Source organism: Neobacillus sp. BP17 (assembly GCF_059579525.1).
The window spans coordinates 5114030-5137712 of the sequence record NZ_CM184198.1; the positions used below are offsets into that span (position 1 = coordinate 5114030).

Genomic DNA, 23683 nt, shown 5'->3' on the forward strand with positions numbered 1-23683 from the left:
ATTTTGGTAATTCAATGTGGTGTCAGGCACCATTGAAAAAATAGAGAGAAGTGCATGAAGCACCTCTCTCCTTTCAATCCTTCCAAAATGGGAAATCCGCTTCTTTTTGTTTTTCATATTCTTTCATTCTAGAGTAGGAGTTTGCTAGTTTGGAGAGAATGTATCCCTGAGGGCTAGGTGTTTCTACCTGCTTGCTAAGCTCTTGAATTTTTATATTCGTAAACATTTTTGAAACTTGGGCTAAATTTTCAATCGTGTCCATTAATTCAGGGTTGTCGTTGTAATTGCTTTTTGCGATATAGTAAATATAATCAAGTTTGTTCCTTATGTGTTTTAATGTCTCGATATCGAACGGTTCAGTTGACATAACATTCACCCCTTATCCTAAAGCATATGGATTAAAAGGTAATTTTGAACAGAATCTAAAAATAAATTTTAATGTAAAAAATAAAGGCAGGCAACCGAAATATGGAAATCAAGCAAATCGAATTATCAGAGGGCAATCTAAGTGAGTTAATGGACGTCTATCAACGACTCTCGACTGACTTTCCAGTAAATGAATTAAAAGAATACAAGCATTTTCAAAAGCTTTTAGCTAACGAAAAATACAAACTCATCTGGGCAAGGCAACAGGAAAAAATCGTTGGCTATGCCTTAATTTATGAATTTGAGCACCTACCAGCGATTTGGCTTGATTATATGGCAATCGATCAGCAATTCCGGAATGCTGGCTATGGGTCCCTCTTTTTTCATAAAATCACTCAATCAAAGCGGGATGGGTATATTGGGACGTTTGTAGAAGTGGAAATACCAGAAGAAGATCCAGACTCACGAGAGCAACAAATACGAAGAATAAACTTTTACGAACGAATGGGTGCAAGAAGACTAAATATCTCTTATAAGCTCCCCACAAACGATGGCGGGTTTCCCCTGTACCTATATTTTAGACCGTCTCCTCATATACACCGATTGCCAAAGGAACAAATACAAGCAGGGATCGAAGAAGTATTCCAATTTATCCATTCAGATGTAATCGATAAAGACACCATATTAAACGAATTTTCACCGTCCATTGAAGATGAATATTTTAACTAAAAAGAAAAGCAGAAGTTCAGCTTTGACACGAGCTGCTTCTGCTTTTCTTAATGTTAAGCTTTTACTTTTTCATGACCAGTGTGACCAGTGCCTTTTTTGTTCATTTTAGTAATGAACGGAACCACCCAGCGGTCTAAACCGATTCTACCAGCGTTGTAACCTGCTGTTAGAATGATGAAGCCAAGGAAGATGTCTCTTGGGTTATGAGATACTGTACCTGCTAAGAAGAAGCTGAAATTCATTACAAGGCCGAAGAACATGGCTGTTGTTGTTAAGCATCCTAAGATCAATCCTAAACCGATTAAAGTTTCGCCCCAAGGAACAATGACGTTGAACACATCCACGTTTGGCAGTGCAAAGTGTTTTAAGAAGTCTACATACCAGCCAAATACGACCGCGCCGTCTGGACCTTTTACTGGGTTGGCGATGGCTCCTTTTAAGAATCCAGAAGCATCAAAGCCGCCGCCAGTTAATTTTCCAAAACCTGCTGTAAACCAAGAATAACCAAGATATAATCGTAAGACAGTTAAGATGGCCGCTGCAATTTTATTTTCTCTTAAAAATGTATTAAACATAAATGATTCCGCCCTTCATAATTTATTTGTTCTTTATACTTACACTATATTCCTTTTTTCATTAAACAACATGGGTATAGTAACAAGTTCACAGTTTGTTTGAAATGTTATGACGAACTTTTGAACGGCACCCAATTGCGATCCAAGAACAAAAGATTGCTGATTCACATATAGTAAAATATTAAAGTGCAAAGGATGTTCTTCTATGTCTGAGTTTCCACTTCCGGTGAAAATCGATTCAATTAGTGGCGGGGTTGTCCAATTTGGCAATTCCTTGTTTATTTCTCCTAAAAGCGCCGTGAAAACTGCACATGGCTCAGGTTCTTCAAATACAGGGGTTCATATCACAACTGTTAACGGATCAAGTGCAACGACCTCAGTAAATTCCGATCTATTTGACCAACCCATCGTTCACGATAACTAAACAGTTCATTCGATACAAAATAGAACAAAAGACGATTCGGTATGAAGCCCGAATCGTCTTTTGTTTACAAATTATTTATGCACTTACCTTTGCTTTTTCATGCCCAGTAACTTTTTTGCTAGTCTTTTTGAAGAATGGAACCACCCAGCGGTCTAAACCGATTCTACCAGCGTTGTAACCTGCTGTTAGAATGATGAAGCCAAGGAAAATGTCTCTTGGGTTATGAGATACAGTACCTGCTAAGAAGAAGCTGAAATTCATCACTAGGCCGAAGAACATGGCTGTTGTTGTTAAGCAACCTAAGATCAATCCTAAACCGATTAAAGTTTCGCCCCAAGGAACAATGACGTTGAACACATCCACGTTTGGCAGTGCAAAGTGTTTTAAGAAGTCTACATACCAGCCAAATACGACCGCGCCGTCTGGACCTTTTACTGGGTTGGCGATGGCTCCTTTTAAGAATCCAGAAGCATCAAAGCCGCCGCCAGTTAATTTTCCAAAACCTGCTGTAAACCAAGAATAACCAAGATATAATCGTAAGACAGTTAAGATGGCCGCTGCAATTTTATTTTCTCTTAAAAATTTATTAAACATAAATGATTCCGCCTTTCAAAATTTATTTGTTCTTTATATTTACACTATATTCCTTTTTTCGGATAAACAATATGGGTGTAGTGACAAGTTCACACTTTGTTTGAAATGTTATGGCGAACTTTTGAACGGCCACAGTTGCACTAAAATGACAAGGTTATCTCTGAAACGACCGATTTTTTGGAACCTATTTTGCTTACCTTCGTCTTAGGGTGCCTGACACCAAAGTAATCCCAGCTGTGCATCAGCTGGGATCATGTATGTTTGAAAAAATTCCGCCGAGATATTCGGCATGTTCAAGATATTGGAACACAAAGTCGGCCAATGACATTGGGATTTCTGTATCTTCTACCCAATAATCATAACTGGTTGCGATGGTCTTCTTGATTAGATCGTTATTAAGCCAATACGGGGCCAGTGGATGATCAAAGCCGGCAAGGATTGCAGCAATTTCCTCGGTTGTGGTTATCTTAGACACCTTCTTAGAAAAATGTTCTTTTCACCTCTTCTAATCTATGTGATTATCTTCCCCAAAAACACACAAAAAAGGCTTGGAGTTTTCCTCCAAGCCTTGTTCTTAACGCAATACTCGTGCTGCAGTTGTAAATTTAGACGGATTATACGCAGAAATCTTTACTACATCACCTGTTTGTGGTGCATGGATATACTTCCCACCGCCGATATAGATACCAACATGGTGGGCAGGGTTACCCCTAAATACTAAATCACCTTTTTGTACATTATAAGTAGAAATGCTAGTTCCTACATCCTGCTGGTCACGAGAGACCCTCGGAAGGGAAATACCAATATGACGGAACACATATTGGGTGAACCCTGAACAGTCAAACCCATTTGGAGTTGTTCCTCCCCAAACGTATTTAACACCCAAAAATTGTTTAGCATAAGAGATTAACGCATCGGCATCTCCTGAATTAGTCACTGTTTCTTTCGGTGTATCAACGGATTTCGCTGGTTTTTTCACTGATTTTTTCACCGGTTTTTCCACCGGAGATTCTTGTTTTGGTTGCGCTGGGCTTTCAGGCGCTTGTTGATTTGCACTTTCTTCCGCTGCTTGACGTGCTCTTTCCTCAGCTGCAACTCTCTCTTGTGCTTCACGTACTGCTCTTGCTTGTGCTTCTTGACGTGCTTTATCTTGTGCACTTTTCAGTGTTTTTTGATTAGCAAGTTGCGCTAGTTGTTGATTTAAGGTATTTTTTGATTCTGCCAATACGGTTTTAATTTCGGCCTTATCTGCTTCAATCTGCTTTTGTTCAGAAACTAAGTCACTTTGGCTCTTTTTTAATTGCGCCAATTCGTTTTCTAACTTTTGCTCCGCACCTAGTAAGTTTTCCTCTTTTTTAGCTAGCGTCTTCATGATATCTGTATTATTATCAAGAATTTGCATAATAGCTGTAGAACGAGTTAGTAACTGTGAAAAGCTTTCAGAAGAAAGAATGAACTCAGCATATGTGATCATCGGCTGCTGACCTTGCTCCTGCATTGTTTTCAATCTTGCAGTATAGTAGTTTTTGTTCGTCTCTAAATCCTTTTTGGCTTTTTCAATGTCTGCCTTCGTTTTTACGATTTGACCTTGTTGGACTTTAATATCATTGTTTAGTTGTTTGCTTTTCTCCATACCAATGACGATACGGTCGTCAAGTTGTTGAATCTTTGTTTCTATCTCTTCAATTTGATTTTGTGTTGCGGTTATTTGTCCTTCAGTCTCATTGATTTGTTCTTGAGTAACAGTTGGACTTGCAAAAGTCGGGGTTGCTTGAAAGATCGTCGATAATAGAGCTACCATTACCGAATATATTACTAGTTTCCGTTTCATTCCTATTCTCACCTTTTCCAAAAGTAAATTTTTCCGTTTTATATATTTATAGTTTAAGTTTCCAAGAGAATAATAACAATGGAACTAGGGAAAATGTAATGAATTTGTAATGTTATGTAGAATAATTATAGAAAAAGTCGAAAAAAACGTCTGGTTTCGTGAAAGATTCTTAATTTCCGCCTACCAAAATTCCATATATTAAAAAACCACAAAAAAAAACCGCCCAATTGAGCGGTCAAAGATGGTCGTTACTTGGCTGTGTTAAACTTGTCTGTTGATTTCCGTTCCAGGCACTTCGCTTTCCGCGGGCGTGCCGGGGAGCCTCCTCGTCGCTTTGCTCCTGCGGGGTCTCCCCTGCCCCGTACTCCCGCAGGAGTCTTCGTGCCTTCCACTCCAATCAACAGAGTGTCAAAATCAATAATAACCTTTAACACAGCCTTCTAAACGTTTCAGACAAAATTCTGTGTCGTATTATTTCTACTAAACCGATAAATCGCAATCAAGAAAAAGGCGGCGGCAAAGGCAAATAGGATAATGAAATTCATATACAGGCCGCTCATCGCATTTCCTTCCTGCAGCTTTGTTAACGTATCCAAGGTCCAGCGCTGCGGCAGGAAATCAGCAATTTTTTGCAGGGATTTGGGCATTACTTCCACCGGCCAGAAACAGCCGGAAAGCATGACAGTCGGTGTGATAATTAAATTTTGCAAAGCACCAGCGGCACTGCGGCTGTTAGAAAAAGAAACAATCACTAAAGAGATCCCGACTGATATTAATGAAAACAGTAACATCACAAAGGCTGCGGACCAAAACGACATGTTCATGCCAATATGAAAGACGCCTTTCATGATGGTTAACGTAATAACTACCTGGATCGTCATTACAATCATGTTGACCACAATATTGGAGAAAATGTATTTCCGCGCATTAATCGGTGTCGATAACAATCGAAAATAGGTGCGGCTTTCTTTTTCCAACAGTATGATTTCCGCCATATTCCCGGCTGACATTAACATGATCATGATCAAGAAGCCAATTGTTTGGTTGGTCATGTTCTTATTTTTCGAACCGTCTTCTAGAGAATGAGTCGTGAGCTTATAGTTCGTCTGCTGAAAATCGCTATACATCTGCTCAAACTTTTGTTGATTTCCGCCCGCCACATAACTGATCGTCGCGATATTATCGATATACTGATGCAAATACGATTTCACGTAAGCGGTAATGGCTGCCCCCTTGATGGAGGTCAATTCGATATGGTCAGGCTTCCCTGCTAAGACACTGTCTGCATACCCTTTTTCAAAGGTAATCACACTATCTAATTTCCCAGAAGAGATTTTATCCTGGACTTGCCCAGCAGCAATCATTGAAATCTCGACATTCTCCAATCCCTTTAAAAAGTCGATGGTATCCGCAGTGATCACGCTTTTGTCCTCTTGAACAATCCCGACATGCAGGATTGTTTTTTGATCACCGCCATAGACGAGCAGGGCAACGAGGATCCCAATTAACGGCATACACAGGTACATAATAATGTTTTTCTTTTTCCGAAACGTTACACGGAGTGTGTTCTGAATTAACCAGAGGATATCCTTCATTATATTCCCTCCCGTCGTTGCAATGAAACGATCGCTACAAGCAAGAATAGCAGCGCCCCGGATAGATTGATGGTGAGCGTCGGAATGGCCGCCGCAAAATCATTCGCGTAAATAATCTTCGTCACCGCTGTATTCATCCAAGTCAGCGGTGAGAGATCAGTGATTAATTTAAAAATACCCTCAGGATTCTCAATTTTAAAATAGGCTCCCCCAAAAAAGGACGATAATTGAACAAATAACATGATAATTACCTTTGGACCCGCACTCGTTTTTGACAAGAAACTAACGCCAATCCCCATGCTGACCGCAAACACCACTTCTGTTAGGAGAACCAGGAATACCAAGCCTAAATGATCGCCCCAATTTGCTTTGAAAATGAGTTTGCTAAAAAGGAGGACCAGAACGATACAAATGCTGTTACTGACAAGACTCCCGAGCACTTTTCCTATGAAAATTTCACTCTTTAAAACCGGTGAAGCGATTAGCCGGTCACCCGTCTTTCGTACACGTTCGCTCACAATTAACGAACTAGCCGACATCGCCCCGTACAGAATAATCATCGTCGTGATTACAATCGCATAATAATCCATGGAACCAGGCTGCTGATCGGGAAGCAGGGAGGTCTCCTTAATAAAATCCGCCGGCTTCTCACGTGTAAAGGCACTCTCCAGCTTTTCCGGTGCCACCTTTATTATCTCCGATGTGATATTGTATTGATCGACAAACGAGGCGAGCATGCCTTGAAGGATAGTCCCTTCAATACTGGTTCCATTATTAACATAGAGCTGAATTCCTTGATCCGTTACTTCGACATAGCCATCATAGGTACCCTGCTTTACTTCTTTTTCGCCATCCGTAGAACCGGCTGCTTTTGTAAAATGAAGCCCCGATTTTTCGACTTCATTAATAAAATGAGGAAAAAACTCACCGTTCGTTGTATCTTTATATAAAACATCGATATCATCGACAATGAGACTGGTTGTAAATGTGTTCGACAATGCCGTTCCGAGGACCAACATTAATAAAATCGGAAAAAGTAACATGAAAAACAACGTTCGGGTATCCCGGAAGTCTGTTTTAATTCCCTTCCAGGCGATATTGAGTATATTCAAAGTGAATCCCCCTTATTGGTCACGCAAATTTCTGCCCGTTAATGTTAAAAATACCGTCTCCAAGTTTGGAGCTTTTTCTTGTAAGGAGCGGATTTCCATGTGGCTGCTCATAAAGTGTTCAATGATTTTGTTTAGGTTATTGACCCCGGTATCGGAGTTAATTTTAATCATGTGTTCATCCACGGAAACAGCTTCGACACCATGAATGCTTTTAATCGCTGCTAGGTCCACTTTTTCCGTCGATTTGACCTCAATCCAAACGTCCTTCGTATTAGTAATAATCGATTTCAGCTGCTCCTTCGTTCCTTCGGCAATGATTTTTCCATGATCAATAATCGCTATCCGTGAGCAAATCTCTTCGACTTCTTCCATATAGTGGCTCGTGTAAATGATGGTACAGCCCATTTCGTTTAACTTACGGACCGACGTAAGAATATAGTTCCTGGATTGCGGGTCAATCCCGACCGTTGGTTCATCCATAATGATCAGCTTCGGACGGTGGGCAATCGCACAGGCGATATTGAGGCGCCGTTTCATCCCGCCCGAAAAACTCTTCGGATAGCTTTTATGCTTATCCTGGAGACCAACAAATTCAAGGGCCTCCTCGACTCGCTCATTGAGTTCAGCACCACGCAGACCGTAAAGTCCCGCAAAGAATTTCACATTTTCATAAGCGGTCATATCCTCATAAATAGCCAGATCCTGTGGAACCATGCCAATATTCATTTTGGCCAGGCGGCTGTATTTGGCACTATTTTTACCTAGTATGTTAATCGTCCCTTCATTGCTGCGGAGCAGGCCCGCAATCATATTAATCGTCGTACTTTTCCCAGCTCCATTGGCGCCAAGAAAACCAAAGATTTCACCTTCGGCCACAGATAAACTCATATTATCAACTGCAATAAAATCAGCGAATTTTTTCGTTAAATTCTTAATTTCTAAAACATTCATCCTCTCACCCCTAATTCGTTTGTCTGCTTCCAGTATATAGAAAAAGAATGAACGCGCATAAGTGCAATCGTTCATTCTTTTCATATGAGAATATTCATATTTTCAGCGTGAGATGTTCATGTGATCCTCATGTGCCCAACGGAAGAAGAGTGGTGACGGAAAAACCATTCGTGCTATCGACGATGATCTTTCCATTGACGGCAGCCGTCCGCTCTTCCATTCCAATAATGCCTAGACCTTTTTTGATCATCTCCGTTCCCGCTCCATTATCCTTCACTTCAACTCGAATCATTTTATTCAGGATCTTCAGATTGACCGATACTTGCGTGGCATAAGAATATTTCATCGCATTTGTCAGTGCTTCCGTGACATTTTCATGGATGATTTTCCAATGAATTGGTGCGATGATATCTAGATTGCCTTCATGGGTAAGGACCGTTTTGATTGTCTGTTTGGCATTAAAATCATCTACCAGCAACTTCAAGCGGTGAATCCCCACCTGTTCTGTCGGCGGTTTCATATTTTTTAAGGTCAGGCGGATGTTTTCAATCCCCTCTTTTGAAATATTGATGGCATTTTGGAGGAGCTCGGTGGCTTTATGTTGATCTGTTTCCACCAGCCGTTTTGCCGCTTCCATTTGAAAAAGAGCACCCGTCATCGAGTGGCCAATTTTATCATGGATTTCTTGTGAAATTCGATTGCGCTCCTCTAATTTAAAGGTGTATTCTGACTGGCGGATGTATTCGCTATTTTCATGAATATGTTTGGTTAGTTTCTGGAGCTGCTTTCGCATCTCATCTTTTTGCACTTCATTTTTCTCTAGTTTCTCTCCATAAATGGACGTGATTGAAAAAATCATAAATGAAAGACAAGCGGCTAAGCCATAAATAGGCTGCAGCCACGCTTTCATATAGAGGATGGGAAGCAAAGATAACAATAAAACCACAAGTTTCTTATCGATAAAACTGGCCGCAAGCTCGATAATTGTAAGTGGCAACAGCAAATAAAACAATGGATTTACGATTAGATAAGCCACTGTCAAAATACCAATGGACAGGACATGCAGAACCTTTTTAACGGTATGATTTTTAAAAAGATAGAGTGTGATATTGGCGCAAAAATAAACCAAAAACGCAAGAACCACCCAGGAGATATGGCTGACATTGACCTGCGCACATTGAATCGCGATATATACAAGCAAAATCATCTTCGTAATAATAATCCAAATTTCCATCTTAATCGATTTTCCCGGTGAGGTAGTAAATCGCGATTTGAGTGCGATGCTCTAGACCTGTCTTTCCTAAAATAGACGTGATGTAATTCGCGACTGTCCCTTCTGAGATAAATAATTCCTTAGAGATGGCTTTATTGGAATATCCCTTCGCAATTAATGAGAGGATATCACGTTCCCGCTCGGTAAACTGGGTGAGGTCAATCTTTGTTTCAGCTCCATTATTGACCGGAGACAAATTGGATTTTATTTTTTCAAAAATGACATCCTGAAGAATGCTGTTTCCGTGGAACACACTCTTCATTGCATCCCGGATTTGTTCCGGATCATTATTTTTTAACAAATAGCCTTTTGCCCCATTTTTAATGGCATCAAGAATATATTCATCATCATCAAAGGTCGTTAAAATAATCGGCTTAGTGCTTGTTTGCTCGGCAATCAGCTTCGTTGCTTCCACTCCGTTCATATTGGGCATGCGAACATCAAGCAAGGCAAGATCAACTTCATGGGCGAGACAGTAATCGACTGCCTCTTTTCCATCACTCACGGTGTCGAGCACGGTAAATTCTTCGTATGTAGATAAAATAATTTTCAGGCCTTCCCGAATAAATGAGTTATCATCTGCGATGATGACCTTTATTTTCATACGTTAACAACCCCCTCCCCCATTTACATCATTTACCTATTATAGCAAGAAATAAGATCATGATTGAATAGGATTAGACATTAAATTCTTGCAGCCTTATCCTATAGAGACTGCCCGCATTAGTAGATCTAAGTAAAAAAAGCGTACAAGATCCCAACAGAGAGGACTTGTACGCTTTTTTTACTGGGATATGATTATGATTCTAGTTGCTTTCATAGTATTAGCTAAACCCAAAATAATTACTCAAGCAGAAATCTTCGTAAATAACCCCATTTGTAAGTTAATTAACTTATCAAGTCTTTCGCTTAGCTTTACAGTTTCCACTGAATTTAAACCTTCCGATAGCCCCACTCCTATCATTTTATTTCTCAAATTTTCGATTTGTACAAAAAGATCGTCGTTATTCATCATCACTAAACTCCTTAATATATGAACTATGTACTTAAAAGTTTATCAATTGAAAGCGCCTACAAGTAACTAGTTTTCGTCATCAAATATCGACATTATTAACTATCATCACGTTGTTTATGACACCTACTCCTAAATTGTTCCTCGGAATATGCCGAAAAGTTGGTAACTTTGTGCAAAAAAGTTCACATTCTTGACAAATAATCCAGAATAAGAAAAAAATCTGTGTTTTCGCTCCTTAACTTTGGGTAAGTATAGCGCTAATTCCATTATGTATTCTCGTTATTCCAAGAGCCGTATGATCCCATAAAATCTTTTCAATGGTTTCCCATTGATGATCTTCACATCGAATTATTAAAACAATTTCTGCTGTGATGCCTTTTCCTCCTCGCTGCTTATTTTTGACAAGGAGTATTTTAATGAAAAAGCCCAAAAGTAACCCGCTGACCGCACCAATAATTCCCCAAATAATCGGCCCCCATTTTAGAACATATCCGTAAATGGCACCGAGCAGCATAAAACAAGTTCCCAGCATCGCAGCACCGTCAAACAAACTCAAACCATCCGCCCGGTGGATCGTATCAAATAACTGCCTTGGCTCCGAACGTTTATCAAGCGGGGCAGCGAGAATCTTTTCTTTAGGTATCCCCTTTTGTTCGATCGCAGAGATAGCTAACTCAATAAATAAGGAATTCTCGAAAGTGGCTATGACATACACCTGATTAACACTCACTTTCTATAGAGGAAAAATAAAGTCTTTACTTTGATATCTTTGCCGTAGAAATTTTGACATTTCTTTTTCACACAATTTGTTGTGCTCAATGGCAGAAGCATAAGAATCATAAATAATGAAAAAGTAAATCGAAGGAAAATACAAAGCCCATTGCATATCTAATATTTCTTTAGCATGAGCAAAATTTCCAGTCATCGAGGCATGGATGGCATGTGGAATATGCCCCAAATACGTGATCGCCACGGTATAAACAAAAATAAAGAACCCCGTAATAACATGATGGAGATATAGATGACCAAGACCAGGAAATAAAGCGGACCAGATCAACGCATTGATAGGTTTTCGTTTATCTAAAAAGTTCGTGTCCCATGTTCCCATTTTTATGTTTAAGATTGGCGCGTCCTCGCGGTCGGCCAAGACATACTGCTTATTGAGATCAATAGTTGTCCGATAGCTATCCCAAATACCAAACATGTAAATCGCCAGATACAGAATTAACCACCGATTATCCAGAACATCTTTTGCCTTTTCAAATTCACCTATTAACGTATATAAAATGCCAAGGTTCACTTTCGCTTGTTCGTTTATGAAAGTCTCCCAAAGAATAAGAATATAGCCAGCCATGTAGCGATGCAGCATGATATGACCAAACCCGGGATAGGAGAAGGAAAAGAAAGCGGTAATCCAAGGATTCTTTAAATGTAATTGTCCCGTTGTAAATTGGGAAAGATATGATCGCTGCCTTCGAAACGGAGGTATTTGATTCACTTGTTGTCCTTTCCCCCTTCAAAAAACATATGTCTCAGCTAGTGTTTACAAATAATGTCATAAATATCCATACCCAGCTGGAATTAGCCAATTTCCAAAAAGAGTGTACAATAGGTTTATGTTCATGAAAGGTTGGGATGAAGGAAGATGGTTTGGAAGATTAATAGTTCAAGAAAAGAACAAGTGGATCGTTTTGGGGTAGTGATTGAAAAGGTCATTGTCCCAAACGGGGAGGAAAGGAATTTTTCCTATTTAGATTTTGCAAAGGGCGTCTGTATCCTTCCTATCACGGCGGATAAAGAAATCATTTGTCTAAAACAATATCGCCATGCGATTAAAAGCTGGGAATGGGAATTGCCCGCTGGAATGATTGACAACGCAAACGATGCTCCCATCGAAACGGCGAAAAGAGAATTGGAAGAAGAGACTGGTAATACAGCTGACTATTGGCTCGATTTAGGCAGTTTTTATCCGTCACCTGGCTCTACCAGCGAGGAAATTTATTTATTCGCAGCTACCGGCCTTCACGCTGTCGAGCAACGACTGGAAAGCAGCGAACAAATCGAATTACATAAATTGACGATGCACGAAGTGAAGTCTTTAATTGAAAAAGGCGAATTCAAGCATGGCGCTGGACTTGCTGCGGTATTAAGATATATGTTGATTACGGATAATCGGTAATTAATGATCATCAATAAGAAGTAACAACCCATTGCCGTTACTTCTTATTGATGTTATATCGCTTTTTCCCCTTTAACCCCATTGATCGAATAGCTGACTGTGATCTCTGCATTCAAGGAATGGGAGACGGAGCAGTATTTGTCTTTCGACAATTGTATCGCCCGGACCACTTTATCTTCAGGCAGCTCTCCGTCTAACGCATAATGAATATTAATCGTCGTAAAGCTCTTCGGATGCTCCTCGGCACGCTCTCCTTTTACATCCATTTGAAATGCGGATGGCTCAAGACGCATTTTGTTCAAGATCGAGATAATATCAATCCCCGTACAGCCGGCAACCGCCTCTAGCAGCAGCTCCGTCGGTCTTGGACCGGAATTCTCCCCGCCCACTTCTGGTGCCGCATCCATAATAAATTCATGCCCGGTGGGGGTGACCCCCGAAAATGCCATTTTCCCTTTCCAGTTTATTGATAAATCCATACACATCCCCCTTTCATTAATTTATTTTTACCCATGAATCACTTCCTTATTTTACATTTTTTCATGGTGAACGATTAGTAGTTTTGATTTGTTATTTTACGAATACATTCAAGTCATATCACTAGTAATCTAGTTCAGTTCCAACTATTATTTGTTTTTTTACTAGATGTTTGAAAGAAAGGAATTGAATAAAAGATTCTTAGATTTGCTTCTTTATGACAAAATGAGCAGGTGCAATGATAATTATCAACTTTAACAACATGAGGAACTTCCAGTCCTTTGAGTGCTTCCCTTACATGTTTTTTACAAACAAACACGATGATACCTACTTTCAGCAAATTTCCTTAATGCCATTCAGGATAATTAAATTCAACTCCATTAACTTCATATCAATTTATATATATTTGAGTAGGCCGTTTAATACTGACTTTACACTTGGTGCTTTACTCAGTGATTAATCACAGCCCTTAATTGATAATCATTATCAATACCTAATATAAATAATAATTGAAAATGATTATCAACGTCAACAATAAAGAGCGAATTTTCAGCTATTTTTAAAAAATATGCTCTTCCTCACTCAACGCTGCTTTCATATCCTTTTCTTAGTAATAGGGATATTGATCTATCCACACGAAAAATACCTAGTACTTTTCACCGGTTGACGAAGGCATTCGTTTAAACGATAATGATAATCGTTATCACTGATAATTATTATCAATAATCAGAGGAGGTTATTATGTTTATTCAATTTTTAAAAGAAAACCGTTATGTGTCACCGCTGCTTACAATTCTTCGTCTCTATCTTGGTTGGCAGTGGGTAACTGCTGGTTGGGGAAAAATCTCTAGTGGAAAATTTGATGCCAGCGGCTTTATGATTGGAGCCATTAAAAACATGTCTGGAGAACACCCTGCTGTTCAACCTTGGTGGGGGAATTTTTTAAGTGAGGTAGCATTACCATATGTGGATCTTTTTAATATATTAGTTCCTTGGGGCGAATTTTTAGTAGGTCTCGGATTAATTTTGGGTATTTTCACGTCATTTTCTATAATAATGGGTCTTACGATGAACTTTGCTTATATGTTATCTGGAACAACCAGTACAAATCCTCAAATGGTTTTACTGGGATTGTTTATTTTAATCGCTGGAATAAATGCTGGGAGAATTGGATTGGATCGCTGGTCCATGCCATTGTTAAGAAAAATATTAATTAAAAAAGCAGACAAAGAACAATTTCCCCAGGGTGCTTAAGTTTTTATGAAGGTAATCTAGGAGAATCCAAAAGCAAAAAGGGCCTGACAATGGAAACCTTTTTTTCCCGCCTTTTTTATTTGGCTGCATTAAACTAGTCTGCTGATTTCCGTTCGTTCCAGGCGGCTTCGCTTTCAGCGCCTGCGGGGTCTCTCCTGTCCCGTACTCCCGCAGGAGTCTTCGTAGCCTGAAACGAAGGTCAACAGTGTGCAAAAATCACCATTATCCTTTAACACAGCCTTCCAAAAAGAAAAGGAACTAGTTTTATAGTTCCTTTTCCTATACTGGCTACTCCCATGAAAAATACTCTGCCTTTTACTGATCGATGCCTTCCTTATTCACTTCTAAAAAATCAATAATTTCTTTCTTCACGGGAATCGAGTGTTGCGCTCCCTTCCGTGTAACAGTGATTGCTGATGCAGCTGTAGCAAACAATAGGGCGTCCTTTGTATCCTGTCCAGATGCTTTAGCGGATGCAAAAGAACCGATAAACGTGTCTCCGGCTGCTGTTGTATCAATTACGTTCACTTTAAATCCATTTGTAATAATCCTGCCTTCTTCCCTTGAATAATAGTGCGATCCTTGCTCACCAAGCGTTAAAATGACTGACTTTACTCCTTTTTCAATCAGCCAATTAATCGCCCGCTCTTGTTCCTTCTCTGTGTCAATACGTATACCAGTGACCACTTCCATTTCGGTTTCATTTAAAATAAGAAAATCAATGAACGGAAAAACATCGATAGGAATCTCCAATGCTGGGGCTGGATTAAAATACGTTTGGACATTATGCCTTGCAGCTTCTTTTAGAACAAATAGGGTGGTTGCTAACGGTACCTCATTTTGTAATAAAAGAATATCCACCTCTTCTAATAACTGCAGCCTCTTTTCTACATCTATTATCGAGAGTTTTCCATTAGAGCCTTCCGATAAGATAATCGTATTTTCTCCAGACTCGTCAACGGTGATAAAGGCCATTCCTGATGTTCCGTCTTTTTTGATAATTTCACTTGTATCGACATTTGATTTCTCTAACGAAGCGACAAGCTCCAAACTAAACGGATCCTTCCCAACGGCACCCAGCATCGTCACTTGACCACCTGCTAATGCAGCAGCCACCGCCTGATTGGCCCCTTTTCCTCCTGGTGAGTAATCCGTCCCCTGCCCTTTAATGGTTTCACCTGGAAGCGGGTGCTTTGCAACCCGATTAACAATATCCATATTTATACTTCCAACGACGAGAATATTCATTGTTATCCGCCCCATTGCTGATTCATTTGGTTACTACTATAAAAACGGTAGTATATTATTTTTTCATTCTATCATTATCTATAAAGCTAAAAACTTCTTAAACTTCGACAAAAATCGGGCGGGAATGAAAGGAGTTTATCTGTTGTGGGAAAGGATCGCGCTGATTTGTGACCGTTCCCTTTGAAAAAGGAGGCTGACGGTAATGATTAGTAGTTATTCGTGACCGTTCTGATTGAAAAAAGCCATCGACGGGAATGATTAGCACTTATTTGTGACCATTTCCATGGAAAAAAGCCCTTATCGGTCACGATTAGGGCTTTTATTGCAGTTGTTAAAATTAATATCTCTCAAGTAATTCTATGATTACTTTATATGTAGATGCCGTGTCCATGTAGGCATATCTACCTTTCCCATTCCAGAAGTTACCTCTCTGAATGACGGGATAGCCCATGTCCTCTAGTAATCTCATCTTTTCCTCCATGTCATCGACCACGAAGGAAATATGGTGAACCCCTTCGCCATATGTTTCAAGGTGCTTTTTCCACGTGCTTGGTGAATCACCCGGCTCGATTAATTCTAGTTGAAGTAATGGGGTATTGATAAACATGTATTTGGAGTCAGCCTCCGTTGGCTTTCCTTCAAAAATAACCTGTGTAAGCTCACTTGGGCCAGATTGAATCACGGGTGGCTTTTCGACACCTAGTAACTTGCAGTACGCATCAGCTGCAGCGTCCAAATCTCTCACAACAATGGCCAGCTGCTCAACTTTATTGGTTCCTAACAAGGGAGTGAATACATCTGCAGCAGGTGCCGTATCTCTCGGCTCAGCACTTTCTAGTAGCTCCATGAGTGTCTTATGACTATTTAACGTTTCCACATATACATATCTTCCATCACTAGATGTAAATTCCCCGCTTTGCAGCAACGGAAATCCGTTCTCTTCAAAAACAGGCAGCTTCTCTTTAATGGAGTCCACATCAAAAGCGATATGATGGATTCCTTCCCCCGCCGTATCCAAAAATTCGCGCATGGTGCCAGGTTCGGTGTCCGGTTCAATCAATTCGATCTGTACGGTTGGTGTGTTTAAGAACACGAGTTTACTACGGGAATCGGTTGGCTGACCGCGAAAGACCACTTTAGAAACATCACGGTCGCCTGTTAGAAACCACTTCGGTGCCGGGATCCCCAGAAGTTTCGCAAATGCTTCGGAAGCCTGCTCTATATCACGAACAACGAATGCAATTTGATTAATGACGTTATTTCCAGCTAACGGCTTTAATTCTGTCAATGATTTTTCGGTCATTTATATTCCCCCAGTTTTTCATGCTAATATCAACCTAGTCCGCGAACGGCCAAGCCTCCATCACTTGAAATCACTTCACCTGTAATTGCGCGGGCCTGATCGGAAGCGAGCAGGAGATAGGCTCCGACATGATCTTCCGATTGCATCGCAATTTGGAGTGGATTCCGTTTCTTTATACTCTTCTCTTTTGTCTCATTATCGACGGTTTTTACAAAAGGCTGCAGCGGCGGAATGACATGAAGCGCGGTTAACGTTCCTCCAGGCGCGACCGCATTGACTCGAATGTCGGGTGCTAATTCAAACGCAAGTTGTCGCATTAACCCAATTTGGGCATGCTTGCTCGCCGTATACCAAACACCGCCCCCATCTGGATAAAAACCGGCCCCAGAAACGGTGAAAATCATGTTCCCGGCTGTTTTCTTCAGCTCCGCAGTGGCCGCTTTTGCCCCATTGAAATATCCCTTCACATTGATCGTAAATAGGAGGTCATAGGCCGCAGACATCGCTTCCGGAGTGACATTTTCAAATTTGGCGAATCCATCGAATACACCGGCATTCGCCACAAACACATCTAATTTTCCATAGGTTTCAACTGCTGTTTGTACGGCTCGCACATGGTCTTCATAGACGGTCACGTCACCTTCAATGCATTGAACCTGTTCTCCAAATTGCTGTTTGAGCTCATTTAGTCCGGCTAGTGACCGATCAAGAATGGTGACAACCGCACCTTCTTTCACAAATGCCTCAGTGACAGCTTTTCCAATCCCGGAGGCACCTCCGGTCAAATAGACTGATTTTCCTGTGAGTTGAGCCATCATGGTGCTCCTTTCTACTTTAGCTACTATACAAAAATAGCCAGATTCCTAGTATTTAATGTCGTTTGATCCACAATGAATACCCGCTTAGATAGCTTCCATTCCCCATCCACAAAGGTAAATTCATCTTGCCGTTCGCCAGAGATTAGATCGTGATGGATATCCGTACTGCGGCTGCGGTAGATGGTTAAATAACTGTGGACGACTGCCTTTTCATTCGGAACGTACTCGATGAGGCGCACGTTATTGACTGACCTCCGTGTCCGCGACGGCGGTATCTCAGCCCAAGCGTAATCGGTTTTTAAACGGTCAACGCGGATTTTCAATAATTCAATATCATCATCAAACGCAAACATATCTAAGGAGTAATCAGGGCGCTCAATCCCTTCCTTATTGACCCGCACCGGCATTTGATAAGAAATGTCCGGATGAAGGAGGTTAAACCAGCCATCAAAATCAATATCATCAAGGAACTTTGCCTCTTCATACAGCCATTGTTCAAATTCATAAGTTGCCAGCATTTTCTCTAAACTCATACATGACTCCTCCCATCTTTCATACGTATTTCAAAAAGGCCCTCATACATCAGGTCGTCATTAGATCGAGCCAGTAACGATAAAAGTTCCGTTGATTGGCCTCCGTGAATTTATCATCAAAAACCACACCAGGTCCTACAAAGTCTCCGACAGGTTGACGATGTAACCCCATCGTATAATTAAAGGTCAATTGTTTCACTAAAGGCATTGTCCCAGTGGCAGCCGCGGTAATATCCGTAAATACCTCTGTATCATCCTGTTCAAAGATACCAGACGGACTGAAGGTTAATATAAACGACTCACGAGAACGCTTTTTCCAATCAAGTGATGCATTTTTCTCGACTAAAAACCAAGTAATGACCTCCATTTTGTCGACACCCACCGGCCTCCATAGACGAACCGAAGTATTCGAGATCAACTGGCCCTTTACCTTTGTATGAGAAATTAAGAAGGAGAGGTTCGGAAAAATATTTCCAATCATATTTTTTAAATTGGACAAGACGTCATATTGTTCTTCGCTTAAATTGGATTTATATTCATCTTTCAGCTCTTCAGGGAAAGCAAAATCCGGATTCGGTGTCCCAAGATTTAAGCCATGTCCATGGCTAGTATGGATTTGATACCCTTTTTTGGAATAGGTTGCACTTGGAACCATTCCCAATTTAACAATCGACCCATGCGTCACCATCGTATGGTAGGAATCACCGACAAAATTGTCTGCACCAATTTTCCAGTTCGATTGAATAATAAACCGTTGCGGCGGCCCGACCACTTCCATTTCGGCACGTCCCACTAAAATATCAAGATACCATTTAAAATCACCTAGAAAATCTTCTAATGATTCTGCCTCGTCATTCCATGTACCAAAGATCAGGCCTTTGTAGGTTTCGATTCTGACTTTATGAAGCCCTAAACCCGTTTTATCAAAGCCTTCACCGTAAATATCCTTTTGGAGCGGTACGCCGACACAATCGCCATTGTTTTTAAAATTAAAGCCATGATATGGACAGGTAAAGGAAGATTTATTACCGGCATCCGCACGGCAAAGCTTCATGCCGCGATGGGTACACATATTATAGAGGCCGCGAATTTCACCATCAGCACCGCGTGTAAGAATGACAGAATAACCCGCTACATCTCTCGTAATGAAATCATTTTTATTGGGGATTTCCGATTCATGACCAATAAACAACCAGGTTTTTAAAAATACCTTCTTATGTTCAATGTCATAAATCTTTGGGTCGCCTAAAAGCGAGGCAGGAATGGAGCCCTCTTCTGGTCGAACGGATTCGATTAAGTATTCAATGGCTTCTTTTTGCGACATTTCTTCAAGATTGATGTTCGTTTTAATCATAGGCCTATCCCCCTAATTTTTCTCATATTCACAGGAGAATGAGATCAACTCTTCGGGTTCCCCCTGTTTTTTTACTATTATAAAATTATTTTATCATTATCCCACTTTAACAACCGCATCTTTATTTTTCAAAACAGACAACACACTCAGCGCAGCCAAGTAACTTGTCTTCGGATTATTCGGCATTGGATCATTTTCCACTTGTAGTGATAGTTTTCCGAAAGATCCTGTCGCCTCAATGGAATGACTATTTTTCCTCACGGTTGGATCAGAGATAATTTTCACACCAGTTTGTTCTGGACCCAGCCCCGCCAAAGACAAAATAATCGATACATTAATATTCTTCGGGAATAATTCAATTGCTTCATTTGCCGAGCCTTCGAACATCACTTGTTCTCGGTCAGCAGGTGCTCCAGGCAATGCTTGCGGCGGTTTCCTTGTAATAATCGAAACCGATTCTAGTTCGCCTATCGATTTAGCTGCTTTCAAGACATCCAAGCCTCCGATGGCCCCTGCAGGTAAATGGATTCTCGTGCCGCTTGCTTGACAGATTCCTTCAAGTTCCCTATAAAAATCCACATCGGCCAGGGCACCCACACTGCTTAACACTAAATCTTTTCCCTTTGCCAGAATAGAAGCCGCATGGTCTTTCACCACTTCAATGGTCGCAGCTTCAATCACTACGTCAATCGCAGGATCTTCGATTAACAGTTGAACATCATGATAATTTGCTGTATCAAACTCAGCAGCAAGCTGCTCTGCCGTTTGATTGTTCTTTGTATAGAGGCCGACAATTTTACCATCCGGAAGAAGTCCTTCGATATTGATGCGTTGAAGAAGGAACTTGCCAATATTTCCTCCCCCAATTAACCCTATTCTCATCCCGACTCCCCCTTAGTTAGCCAAACCATATGAATCTGCGAAATATTCGAGCCCGCAATGCCTTGTTTCACGAGAAAGACCGCTTTCCTTTAATCCAGGGAAATCAAGATGAAGGTCTTGGAAAACCGTATGATTATTATGAAAAACAGCCCCTGCTTCCAACCGGTCCGCTAACTTCACGGCCAATGCTTCATCCTCTGTCCAAACAGACGCCCTTAAACCAAATTCACTGTCATTAGCTAGTCGTACGACCTCATCCACATCTGAGAACGGTAAAATCGGAATCACCGGACCAAATTGTTCCGCACGCACAATTTCACTGGATTGCTCGACTCCAGTAATAATCGTTGGTGCAATAAAATAACCTTGTTCCCACGATTCCGGGTCGAGCTGAATTCCGCCCGTAATCACATTTGCTCCTGCATCAGCGGCCCGTTTGATCAAGCCGTTTACATAGTCATATTGGGATTTGTTATTTAATGGACCCATTTCGACATCCGGTTGAATTCCATTGCCCACTCGAATGCGGCTGAATTCCTTCGTTAATTTTTCTACGACCTCTTCATAACGTGATTCATGCACATAGATCCTTTTAATAGCGGAGCACACTTGCCCTGCCGCACGAAGAACACCAAACCGGAGACGCTTCACCGCCTCATCATCAAAATTCGCATCAGCAAGAAGAATCGCTGCATCATTCCCGCCCAGTTCCATATATAATTTTTTGACGGTCCCGGCAGCAGCGCGCATAATTTCTTTGCCTGTTTCGGTACTGCCAACGAATGCAATCGTGCGCACCCGCGGGTCGGAACAAAGTGCATCCCCAATCACACCGCCCGAACCTGTCACGATATTAATGACCCCAGCAGGAAAATAGGAAGCGACCACTTTTAAAAACGTCATAATCGTTAAAGGGCAACTCGTTGCGGGCTTCACCACGACGGTATTTCCAGCCAGCACCGCAGGAATAACTCGCTTAAAGGTAAGAATCAGCGGGGAGTTCCACGGAGAGATAATTGCTGCTACCCCGCGTGGACGCTTGCGGATCTGCACCTTTTGACTCCCTGGCAGGCTCTCCGGCTTCCACCATTCAAGAAGTTCGTCTGCTCCTTGTTTCATGATATCGACACAACGCAGCAAATCTTTCTTCGCTTCAACAAGTACCTTGCCATTCTCGCGAACTAGTAAACTAACATTCTCTTCCACGATGGCCTTAATCTCTTCCGCTGCAAGCCTCATCTGGTTGGCCCGGTCTTCAATCTCACTTTGCGACCAGCTTTCATAGGCTTTCACTGCGGTTCCCACTGCTTCTTCTACATCCGCTTTTGAACATAGTGCCACTTCGCCGACTACTTCACTCGTCTGTGCTGGATTGATGACTTTTACTGTTTTTTCAGCTTGGATCCACTGACCGCCAATTAAGTATTTTCCTGAAACATATGGATGTGTTGAAATCACGTTTATTCCTCCCTACAACTTTTTCGGTTTAAAAGCATCGGCTGCCCCAGGAGGACCTCCAAATGGTTTTGCCATCGGTCCGACCGCTTCCATATCGACCACAATCATGTTAGGCTTTTTACTTGCGACGGCCTTTTCCAGTTCTGTGACAAATTCTGCAGCTGAAGAAATTCGCGCGGCGTCAAATCCCATTGATTGCGCTAATAACACAAAGTCAGGACTCATTAAATCAACCGCTACCTGACGGCCATATGCCGCATCTTGAATATTTCGGAGCACGCCATACCCAGCATCATCAAATAACACGACAATCAACGGCAGTTTCTCTTGGGCAGCGGTGGCCATTTCACCGACATTAACCATAAATCCGCCATCTCCTGCCATTAACACAACAGACTGATCTTTATTGGCCATTTGCGCACCAATTGCCGTTGGCAGCCCTTGACCAATTCCCCCGCCTGATGCGTGAATCGATGTTCTTGGCTCATAGATTTCAAATAACCGGCTTCCCCATACATTTGCCTGAACGGTTACATCCCGGACTAAAATGGTGTTTTTAGGCAATACTTTTCGCATGCCATCGAGGATTTGCTCATAAGGACCAAGCGTCGCTCGTAACTGAGTCCGCAATTCTTCGCGAACGGACTGCACTTCATCAAGATAAGAAGGATCCGGAGCCACTGACGTTTGAGCTAATGCTTGATTTAAACCTTGTAAAATATGTTTGGCATCGCCGACAAGTCCATAGCTAGTTTCATAGTTTCGATTCATCGCCGAGAAGTCAGCATCAATTGCGATATGTTCTTTTGGAGCAGGGACTTTCCAGTTCGCTGTTTCATTCCCTCTAAATCTCACACCAATACTGATCAACAAATCAGCATCTTTCAAAAGGTTTCTCGTTAATTCATTCGCAGCAAAGTGGCCGATACATTGTGGATGATCTTCAGGTATACTTCCTTTACCCGATTGGCTGGTGATCACGGCTGCCCTAATCTTTTCGGCAAGCGCTGTCACCTCTTTCGATGCACCAGAAGTAATCACCCCTCCTCCTGCCCAAATGACCGGACGGCGAGCATGACTAATTTTGCTTACTACCTCTTCAGGTAAGGTTGGGATGGTTTGATTGGTTGGAGCAATTACGCTGATTTCCTCAATCGAATGATTAGGAATAATCGCCGATTGAAAATCAATGGGGATTTCAAGTGTTACAGGTCCTGCTGGATAAGCCAATGCCTCTTGGATCGCTTGTCTAACGACGGCTCCTGCTTGCTCAGGTTTTCGTAATCGTACGGCCTTTTTACAAGCGCCTTCCATCATCGATAACTGGTCTTTACATTCGTGAATATAGCCTCTGCCCGTTCCTAAGTAAGGGGAGGCCACCTCGCCGGTCAGATGAAGAACCGGTACGCCTGCGGCCCATGCTTCAATTAGCGAACCGGCTGCATTTCCGGCCCCTGTTCCCGTACTCGTAATCACGACGCCCAATTTCCCTGTTGCTCTTGCATAGCCATCCGCCATATTGGCTGCTCCACTTTCCCCGCGGGAACAAACTAAATGAATACTTCCTTCGCGGAGAATTGCATCGTAAATCGGCATATTGTGGATACTCACAATTCCAAACGCTACCTCTACACCAGCACGAATAAGTTCTTGGACCACTGCGTCAGCTGTTGTAAATTCTAATTGCTTATCTTCACTCATTATTCATTCCT

General features: G+C 41.5%; 26 protein-coding genes. 4 read left to right on the forward strand and 22 right to left on the reverse strand.

The window, feature by feature from the left end:
- Positions 1-73 precede the first annotated feature (73 nt).
- Positions 74-367, reverse strand: coding sequence for a hypothetical protein (locus AC4QJR_RS25005; protein ID WP_496524547.1), 294 nt, complete (start codon positions 365-367; stop codon positions 74-76).
- Between the two features lie 101 nt (positions 368-468).
- Between AC4QJR_RS25005 and AC4QJR_RS25010 the strand changes: the two genes are divergently transcribed.
- A complete protein-coding gene (locus AC4QJR_RS25010; protein ID WP_496524548.1) occupies positions 469-1095 on the forward strand; it encodes a GNAT family N-acetyltransferase in 627 nt (208 codons plus the stop codon).
- 53 nt (positions 1096-1148) lie between these two features.
- Here the strand turns inward: AC4QJR_RS25010 and AC4QJR_RS25015 are convergent, their stop codons facing one another.
- Entirely contained in the window at positions 1149-1670 is a 522-nt protein-coding gene (locus AC4QJR_RS25015) for a DoxX family membrane protein (protein WP_496524549.1), read from the reverse strand.
- Positions 1671-1875: 205 nt separating this feature from the next.
- Between AC4QJR_RS25015 and AC4QJR_RS25020 the strand changes: the two genes are divergently transcribed.
- Positions 1876-2094, forward strand: a complete 219-nt coding sequence (locus tag AC4QJR_RS25020; protein WP_496524550.1) for a spore germination protein — start codon at positions 1876-1878, stop codon at positions 2092-2094.
- 75 nt (positions 2095-2169) lie between these two features.
- Here AC4QJR_RS25020 and AC4QJR_RS25025 read toward each other — a convergent pair whose 3' ends face one another.
- From AC4QJR_RS25025 to AC4QJR_RS25075, 11 genes are all read right to left on the reverse strand, one after another.
- Complete coding sequence (locus AC4QJR_RS25025) at positions 2170-2688, reverse strand: DoxX family membrane protein (protein WP_496524551.1); 519 nt, start codon at positions 2686-2688, stop codon at positions 2170-2172.
- Positions 2689-2929: 241 nt separating this feature from the next.
- The gene (locus tag AC4QJR_RS25030; protein WP_251461129.1) at positions 2930-3163 is read right to left on the reverse strand and encodes a hypothetical protein; all 234 of its coding nucleotides are present in this window, start codon (positions 3161-3163) and stop codon (positions 2930-2932) included.
- A 99-nt stretch (positions 3164-3262) separates the two neighbouring features.
- Complete coding sequence (locus tag AC4QJR_RS25035; protein WP_496524552.1) at positions 3263-4519, reverse strand: C40 family peptidase; 1257 nt, start codon at positions 4517-4519, stop codon at positions 3263-3265.
- A 449-nt stretch (positions 4520-4968) separates the two neighbouring features.
- Positions 4969-6114: an ABC transporter permease gene (locus AC4QJR_RS25040; protein WP_496524553.1), complete on the reverse strand. Its 1146-nt coding sequence runs from the start codon at positions 6112-6114 to the stop codon at positions 4969-4971.
- The gene (locus tag AC4QJR_RS25045) at positions 6114-7226 is read right to left on the reverse strand and encodes an ABC transporter permease (protein WP_496524554.1); all 1113 of its coding nucleotides are present in this window, start codon (positions 7224-7226) and stop codon (positions 6114-6116) included. Before AC4QJR_RS25045 ends, AC4QJR_RS25040 begins: the two co-directional genes overlap by 1 nt.
- Positions 7227-7238: 12 nt before the next feature.
- Positions 7239-8177, reverse strand: coding sequence for an ABC transporter ATP-binding protein (locus tag AC4QJR_RS25050; protein WP_496524555.1), 939 nt, complete (start codon positions 8175-8177; stop codon positions 7239-7241).
- 127 nt (positions 8178-8304) lie between these two features.
- Complete coding sequence (locus AC4QJR_RS25055; protein WP_496524556.1) at positions 8305-9411, reverse strand: sensor histidine kinase; 1107 nt, start codon at positions 9409-9411, stop codon at positions 8305-8307.
- Between the two features lies 1 nt (position 9412).
- Positions 9413-10054 (reverse strand): response regulator, encoded by a 642-nt coding sequence (locus tag AC4QJR_RS25060; protein WP_375375381.1) that lies wholly within the window; start codon positions 10052-10054, stop codon positions 9413-9415.
- A 243-nt stretch (positions 10055-10297) separates the two neighbouring features.
- Positions 10298-10465 carry an aspartyl-phosphate phosphatase Spo0E family protein gene (locus AC4QJR_RS25065; protein ID WP_098574071.1) on the reverse strand — a complete coding sequence of 56 codons (168 nt, stop codon included), beginning with the start codon at positions 10463-10465 and terminating at the stop codon, positions 10298-10300.
- Between the two features lie 235 nt (positions 10466-10700).
- Positions 10701-11180 (reverse strand): hypothetical protein, encoded by a 480-nt coding sequence (locus AC4QJR_RS25070; RefSeq protein WP_251461143.1) that lies wholly within the window; start codon positions 11178-11180, stop codon positions 10701-10703.
- Between the two features lie 18 nt (positions 11181-11198).
- Positions 11199-11963: a hypothetical protein gene (locus AC4QJR_RS25075; protein ID WP_251461145.1), complete on the reverse strand. Its 765-nt coding sequence runs from the start codon at positions 11961-11963 to the stop codon at positions 11199-11201.
- 147 nt (positions 11964-12110) lie between these two features.
- On the opposite strand from AC4QJR_RS25075, the gene AC4QJR_RS25080 reads away from it, so the two are divergent.
- Complete coding sequence (locus tag AC4QJR_RS25080) at positions 12111-12644, forward strand: NUDIX hydrolase (protein ID WP_251461147.1); 534 nt, start codon at positions 12111-12113, stop codon at positions 12642-12644.
- 53 nt (positions 12645-12697) lie between these two features.
- Here AC4QJR_RS25080 and AC4QJR_RS25085 read toward each other — a convergent pair whose 3' ends face one another.
- On the reverse strand, positions 12698-13123 hold the full coding sequence (locus tag AC4QJR_RS25085; protein ID WP_496524557.1) for an OsmC family protein: 426 nt from the start codon (positions 13121-13123) through the stop codon (positions 12698-12700).
- A gap of 739 nt (positions 13124-13862) precedes the next feature.
- On the opposite strand from AC4QJR_RS25085, the gene AC4QJR_RS25090 reads away from it, so the two are divergent.
- Positions 13863-14375 carry a DoxX family protein gene (locus AC4QJR_RS25090; RefSeq protein WP_496524558.1) on the forward strand — a complete coding sequence of 171 codons (513 nt, stop codon included), beginning with the start codon at positions 13863-13865 and terminating at the stop codon, positions 14373-14375.
- Positions 14376-14690: 315 nt separating this feature from the next.
- On the opposite strand, the gene rbsK is transcribed toward AC4QJR_RS25090, so the two are convergent.
- The 8 genes from rbsK to AC4QJR_RS25130 all read right to left on the reverse strand — a co-directional run bounded on the left by rbsK (position 14691) and on the right by AC4QJR_RS25130 (position 23672).
- Positions 14691-15623, reverse strand: a complete 933-nt coding sequence (gene rbsK, locus AC4QJR_RS25095; protein ID WP_496524559.1) for a ribokinase — start codon at positions 15621-15623, stop codon at positions 14691-14693.
- A 337-nt stretch (positions 15624-15960) separates the two neighbouring features.
- Positions 15961-16926, reverse strand: a complete 966-nt coding sequence (locus tag AC4QJR_RS25100) for a VOC family protein (RefSeq protein ID WP_496524560.1) — start codon at positions 16924-16926, stop codon at positions 15961-15963.
- Positions 16927-16955: 29 nt separating this feature from the next.
- Entirely contained in the window at positions 16956-17741 is a 786-nt protein-coding gene (locus AC4QJR_RS25105; RefSeq protein WP_496524561.1) for an SDR family NAD(P)-dependent oxidoreductase, read from the reverse strand.
- Positions 17742-17767: 26 nt separating this feature from the next.
- Positions 17768-18277: an aromatic-ring-hydroxylating dioxygenase subunit beta gene (locus AC4QJR_RS25110; RefSeq protein ID WP_496524562.1), complete on the reverse strand. Its 510-nt coding sequence runs from the start codon at positions 18275-18277 to the stop codon at positions 17768-17770.
- A gap of 49 nt (positions 18278-18326) precedes the next feature.
- Positions 18327-19631, reverse strand: a complete 1305-nt coding sequence (locus AC4QJR_RS25115; RefSeq protein ID WP_496524563.1) for an aromatic ring-hydroxylating oxygenase subunit alpha — start codon at positions 19629-19631, stop codon at positions 18327-18329.
- A gap of 96 nt (positions 19632-19727) precedes the next feature.
- Entirely contained in the window at positions 19728-20513 is a 786-nt protein-coding gene (gene nadX, locus AC4QJR_RS25120) for an aspartate dehydrogenase (protein ID WP_496524564.1), read from the reverse strand.
- A gap of 12 nt (positions 20514-20525) precedes the next feature.
- Positions 20526-21971, reverse strand: a complete 1446-nt coding sequence (locus tag AC4QJR_RS25125; RefSeq protein WP_496524565.1) for an aldehyde dehydrogenase family protein — start codon at positions 21969-21971, stop codon at positions 20526-20528.
- Between the two features lie 12 nt (positions 21972-21983).
- Positions 21984-23672, reverse strand: coding sequence for a thiamine pyrophosphate-binding protein (locus tag AC4QJR_RS25130; RefSeq protein WP_496524566.1), 1689 nt, complete (start codon positions 23670-23672; stop codon positions 21984-21986).
- Between the last annotated feature and the right edge of the window lie 11 nt (positions 23673-23683).

What these genes read in the sequence shown, in the direction of transcription:
- nadX (WP_496524564.1), bottom strand. Translation starts at nt 20,513, where the DNA reads ATGAGAATAGGGTTAATTGGGGGAGGAAATATTGGCAAGTTCCTTCTT.
- AC4QJR_RS25130 (WP_496524566.1), bottom strand. Translation starts at nt 23,672, where the DNA reads ATGAGTGAAGATAAGCAATTAGAATTTACAACAGCTGACGCAGTGGTC.
- rbsK (WP_496524559.1), bottom strand. Translation starts at nt 15,623, where the DNA reads ATGAATATTCTCGTCGTTGGAAGTATAAATATGGATATTGTTAATCGG.
- AC4QJR_RS25010 (WP_496524548.1), top strand. Translation starts at nt 469, where the DNA reads ATGGAAATCAAGCAAATCGAATTATCAGAGGGCAATCTAAGTGAGTTA.
- AC4QJR_RS25015 (WP_496524549.1), bottom strand. Translation starts at nt 1,670, where the DNA reads ATGTTTAATACATTTTTAAGAGAAAATAAAATTGCAGCGGCCATCTTA.
- AC4QJR_RS25085 (WP_496524557.1), bottom strand. Translation starts at nt 13,123, where the DNA reads ATGGATTTATCAATAAACTGGAAAGGGAAAATGGCATTTTCGGGGGTC.
- AC4QJR_RS25050 (WP_496524555.1), bottom strand. Translation starts at nt 8,177, where the DNA reads ATGAATGTTTTAGAAATTAAGAATTTAACGAAAAAATTCGCTGATTTT.
- AC4QJR_RS25090 (WP_496524558.1), top strand. Translation starts at nt 13,863, where the DNA reads ATGTTTATTCAATTTTTAAAAGAAAACCGTTATGTGTCACCGCTGCTT.
- AC4QJR_RS25055 (WP_496524556.1), bottom strand. Translation starts at nt 9,411, where the DNA reads ATGGAAATTTGGATTATTATTACGAAGATGATTTTGCTTGTATATATC.
- AC4QJR_RS25065 (WP_098574071.1), bottom strand. Translation starts at nt 10,465, where the DNA reads ATGATGAATAACGACGATCTTTTTGTACAAATCGAAAATTTGAGAAAT.
- AC4QJR_RS25105 (WP_496524561.1), bottom strand. Translation starts at nt 17,741, where the DNA reads ATGGCTCAACTCACAGGAAAATCAGTCTATTTGACCGGAGGTGCCTCC.
- AC4QJR_RS25040 (WP_496524553.1), bottom strand. Translation starts at nt 6,114, where the DNA reads ATGAAGGATATCCTCTGGTTAATTCAGAACACACTCCGTGTAACGTTT.
- AC4QJR_RS25020 (WP_496524550.1), top strand. Translation starts at nt 1,876, where the DNA reads ATGTCTGAGTTTCCACTTCCGGTGAAAATCGATTCAATTAGTGGCGGG.
- AC4QJR_RS25115 (WP_496524563.1), bottom strand. Translation starts at nt 19,631, where the DNA reads ATGATTAAAACGAACATCAATCTTGAAGAAATGTCGCAAAAAGAAGCC.
- AC4QJR_RS25060 (WP_375375381.1), bottom strand. Translation starts at nt 10,054, where the DNA reads ATGAAAATAAAGGTCATCATCGCAGATGATAACTCATTTATTCGGGAA.
- AC4QJR_RS25110 (WP_496524562.1), bottom strand. Translation starts at nt 18,277, where the DNA reads ATGAGTTTAGAGAAAATGCTGGCAACTTATGAATTTGAACAATGGCTG.
- AC4QJR_RS25080 (WP_251461147.1), top strand. Translation starts at nt 12,111, where the DNA reads ATGGTTTGGAAGATTAATAGTTCAAGAAAAGAACAAGTGGATCGTTTT.
- AC4QJR_RS25025 (WP_496524551.1), bottom strand. Translation starts at nt 2,688, where the DNA reads ATGTTTAATAAATTTTTAAGAGAAAATAAAATTGCAGCGGCCATCTTA.
- AC4QJR_RS25005 (WP_496524547.1), bottom strand. Translation starts at nt 367, where the DNA reads ATGTCAACTGAACCGTTCGATATCGAGACATTAAAACACATAAGGAAC.
- AC4QJR_RS25100 (WP_496524560.1), bottom strand. Translation starts at nt 16,926, where the DNA reads ATGACCGAAAAATCATTGACAGAATTAAAGCCGTTAGCTGGAAATAAC.
- AC4QJR_RS25035 (WP_496524552.1), bottom strand. Translation starts at nt 4,519, where the DNA reads ATGAAACGGAAACTAGTAATATATTCGGTAATGGTAGCTCTATTATCG.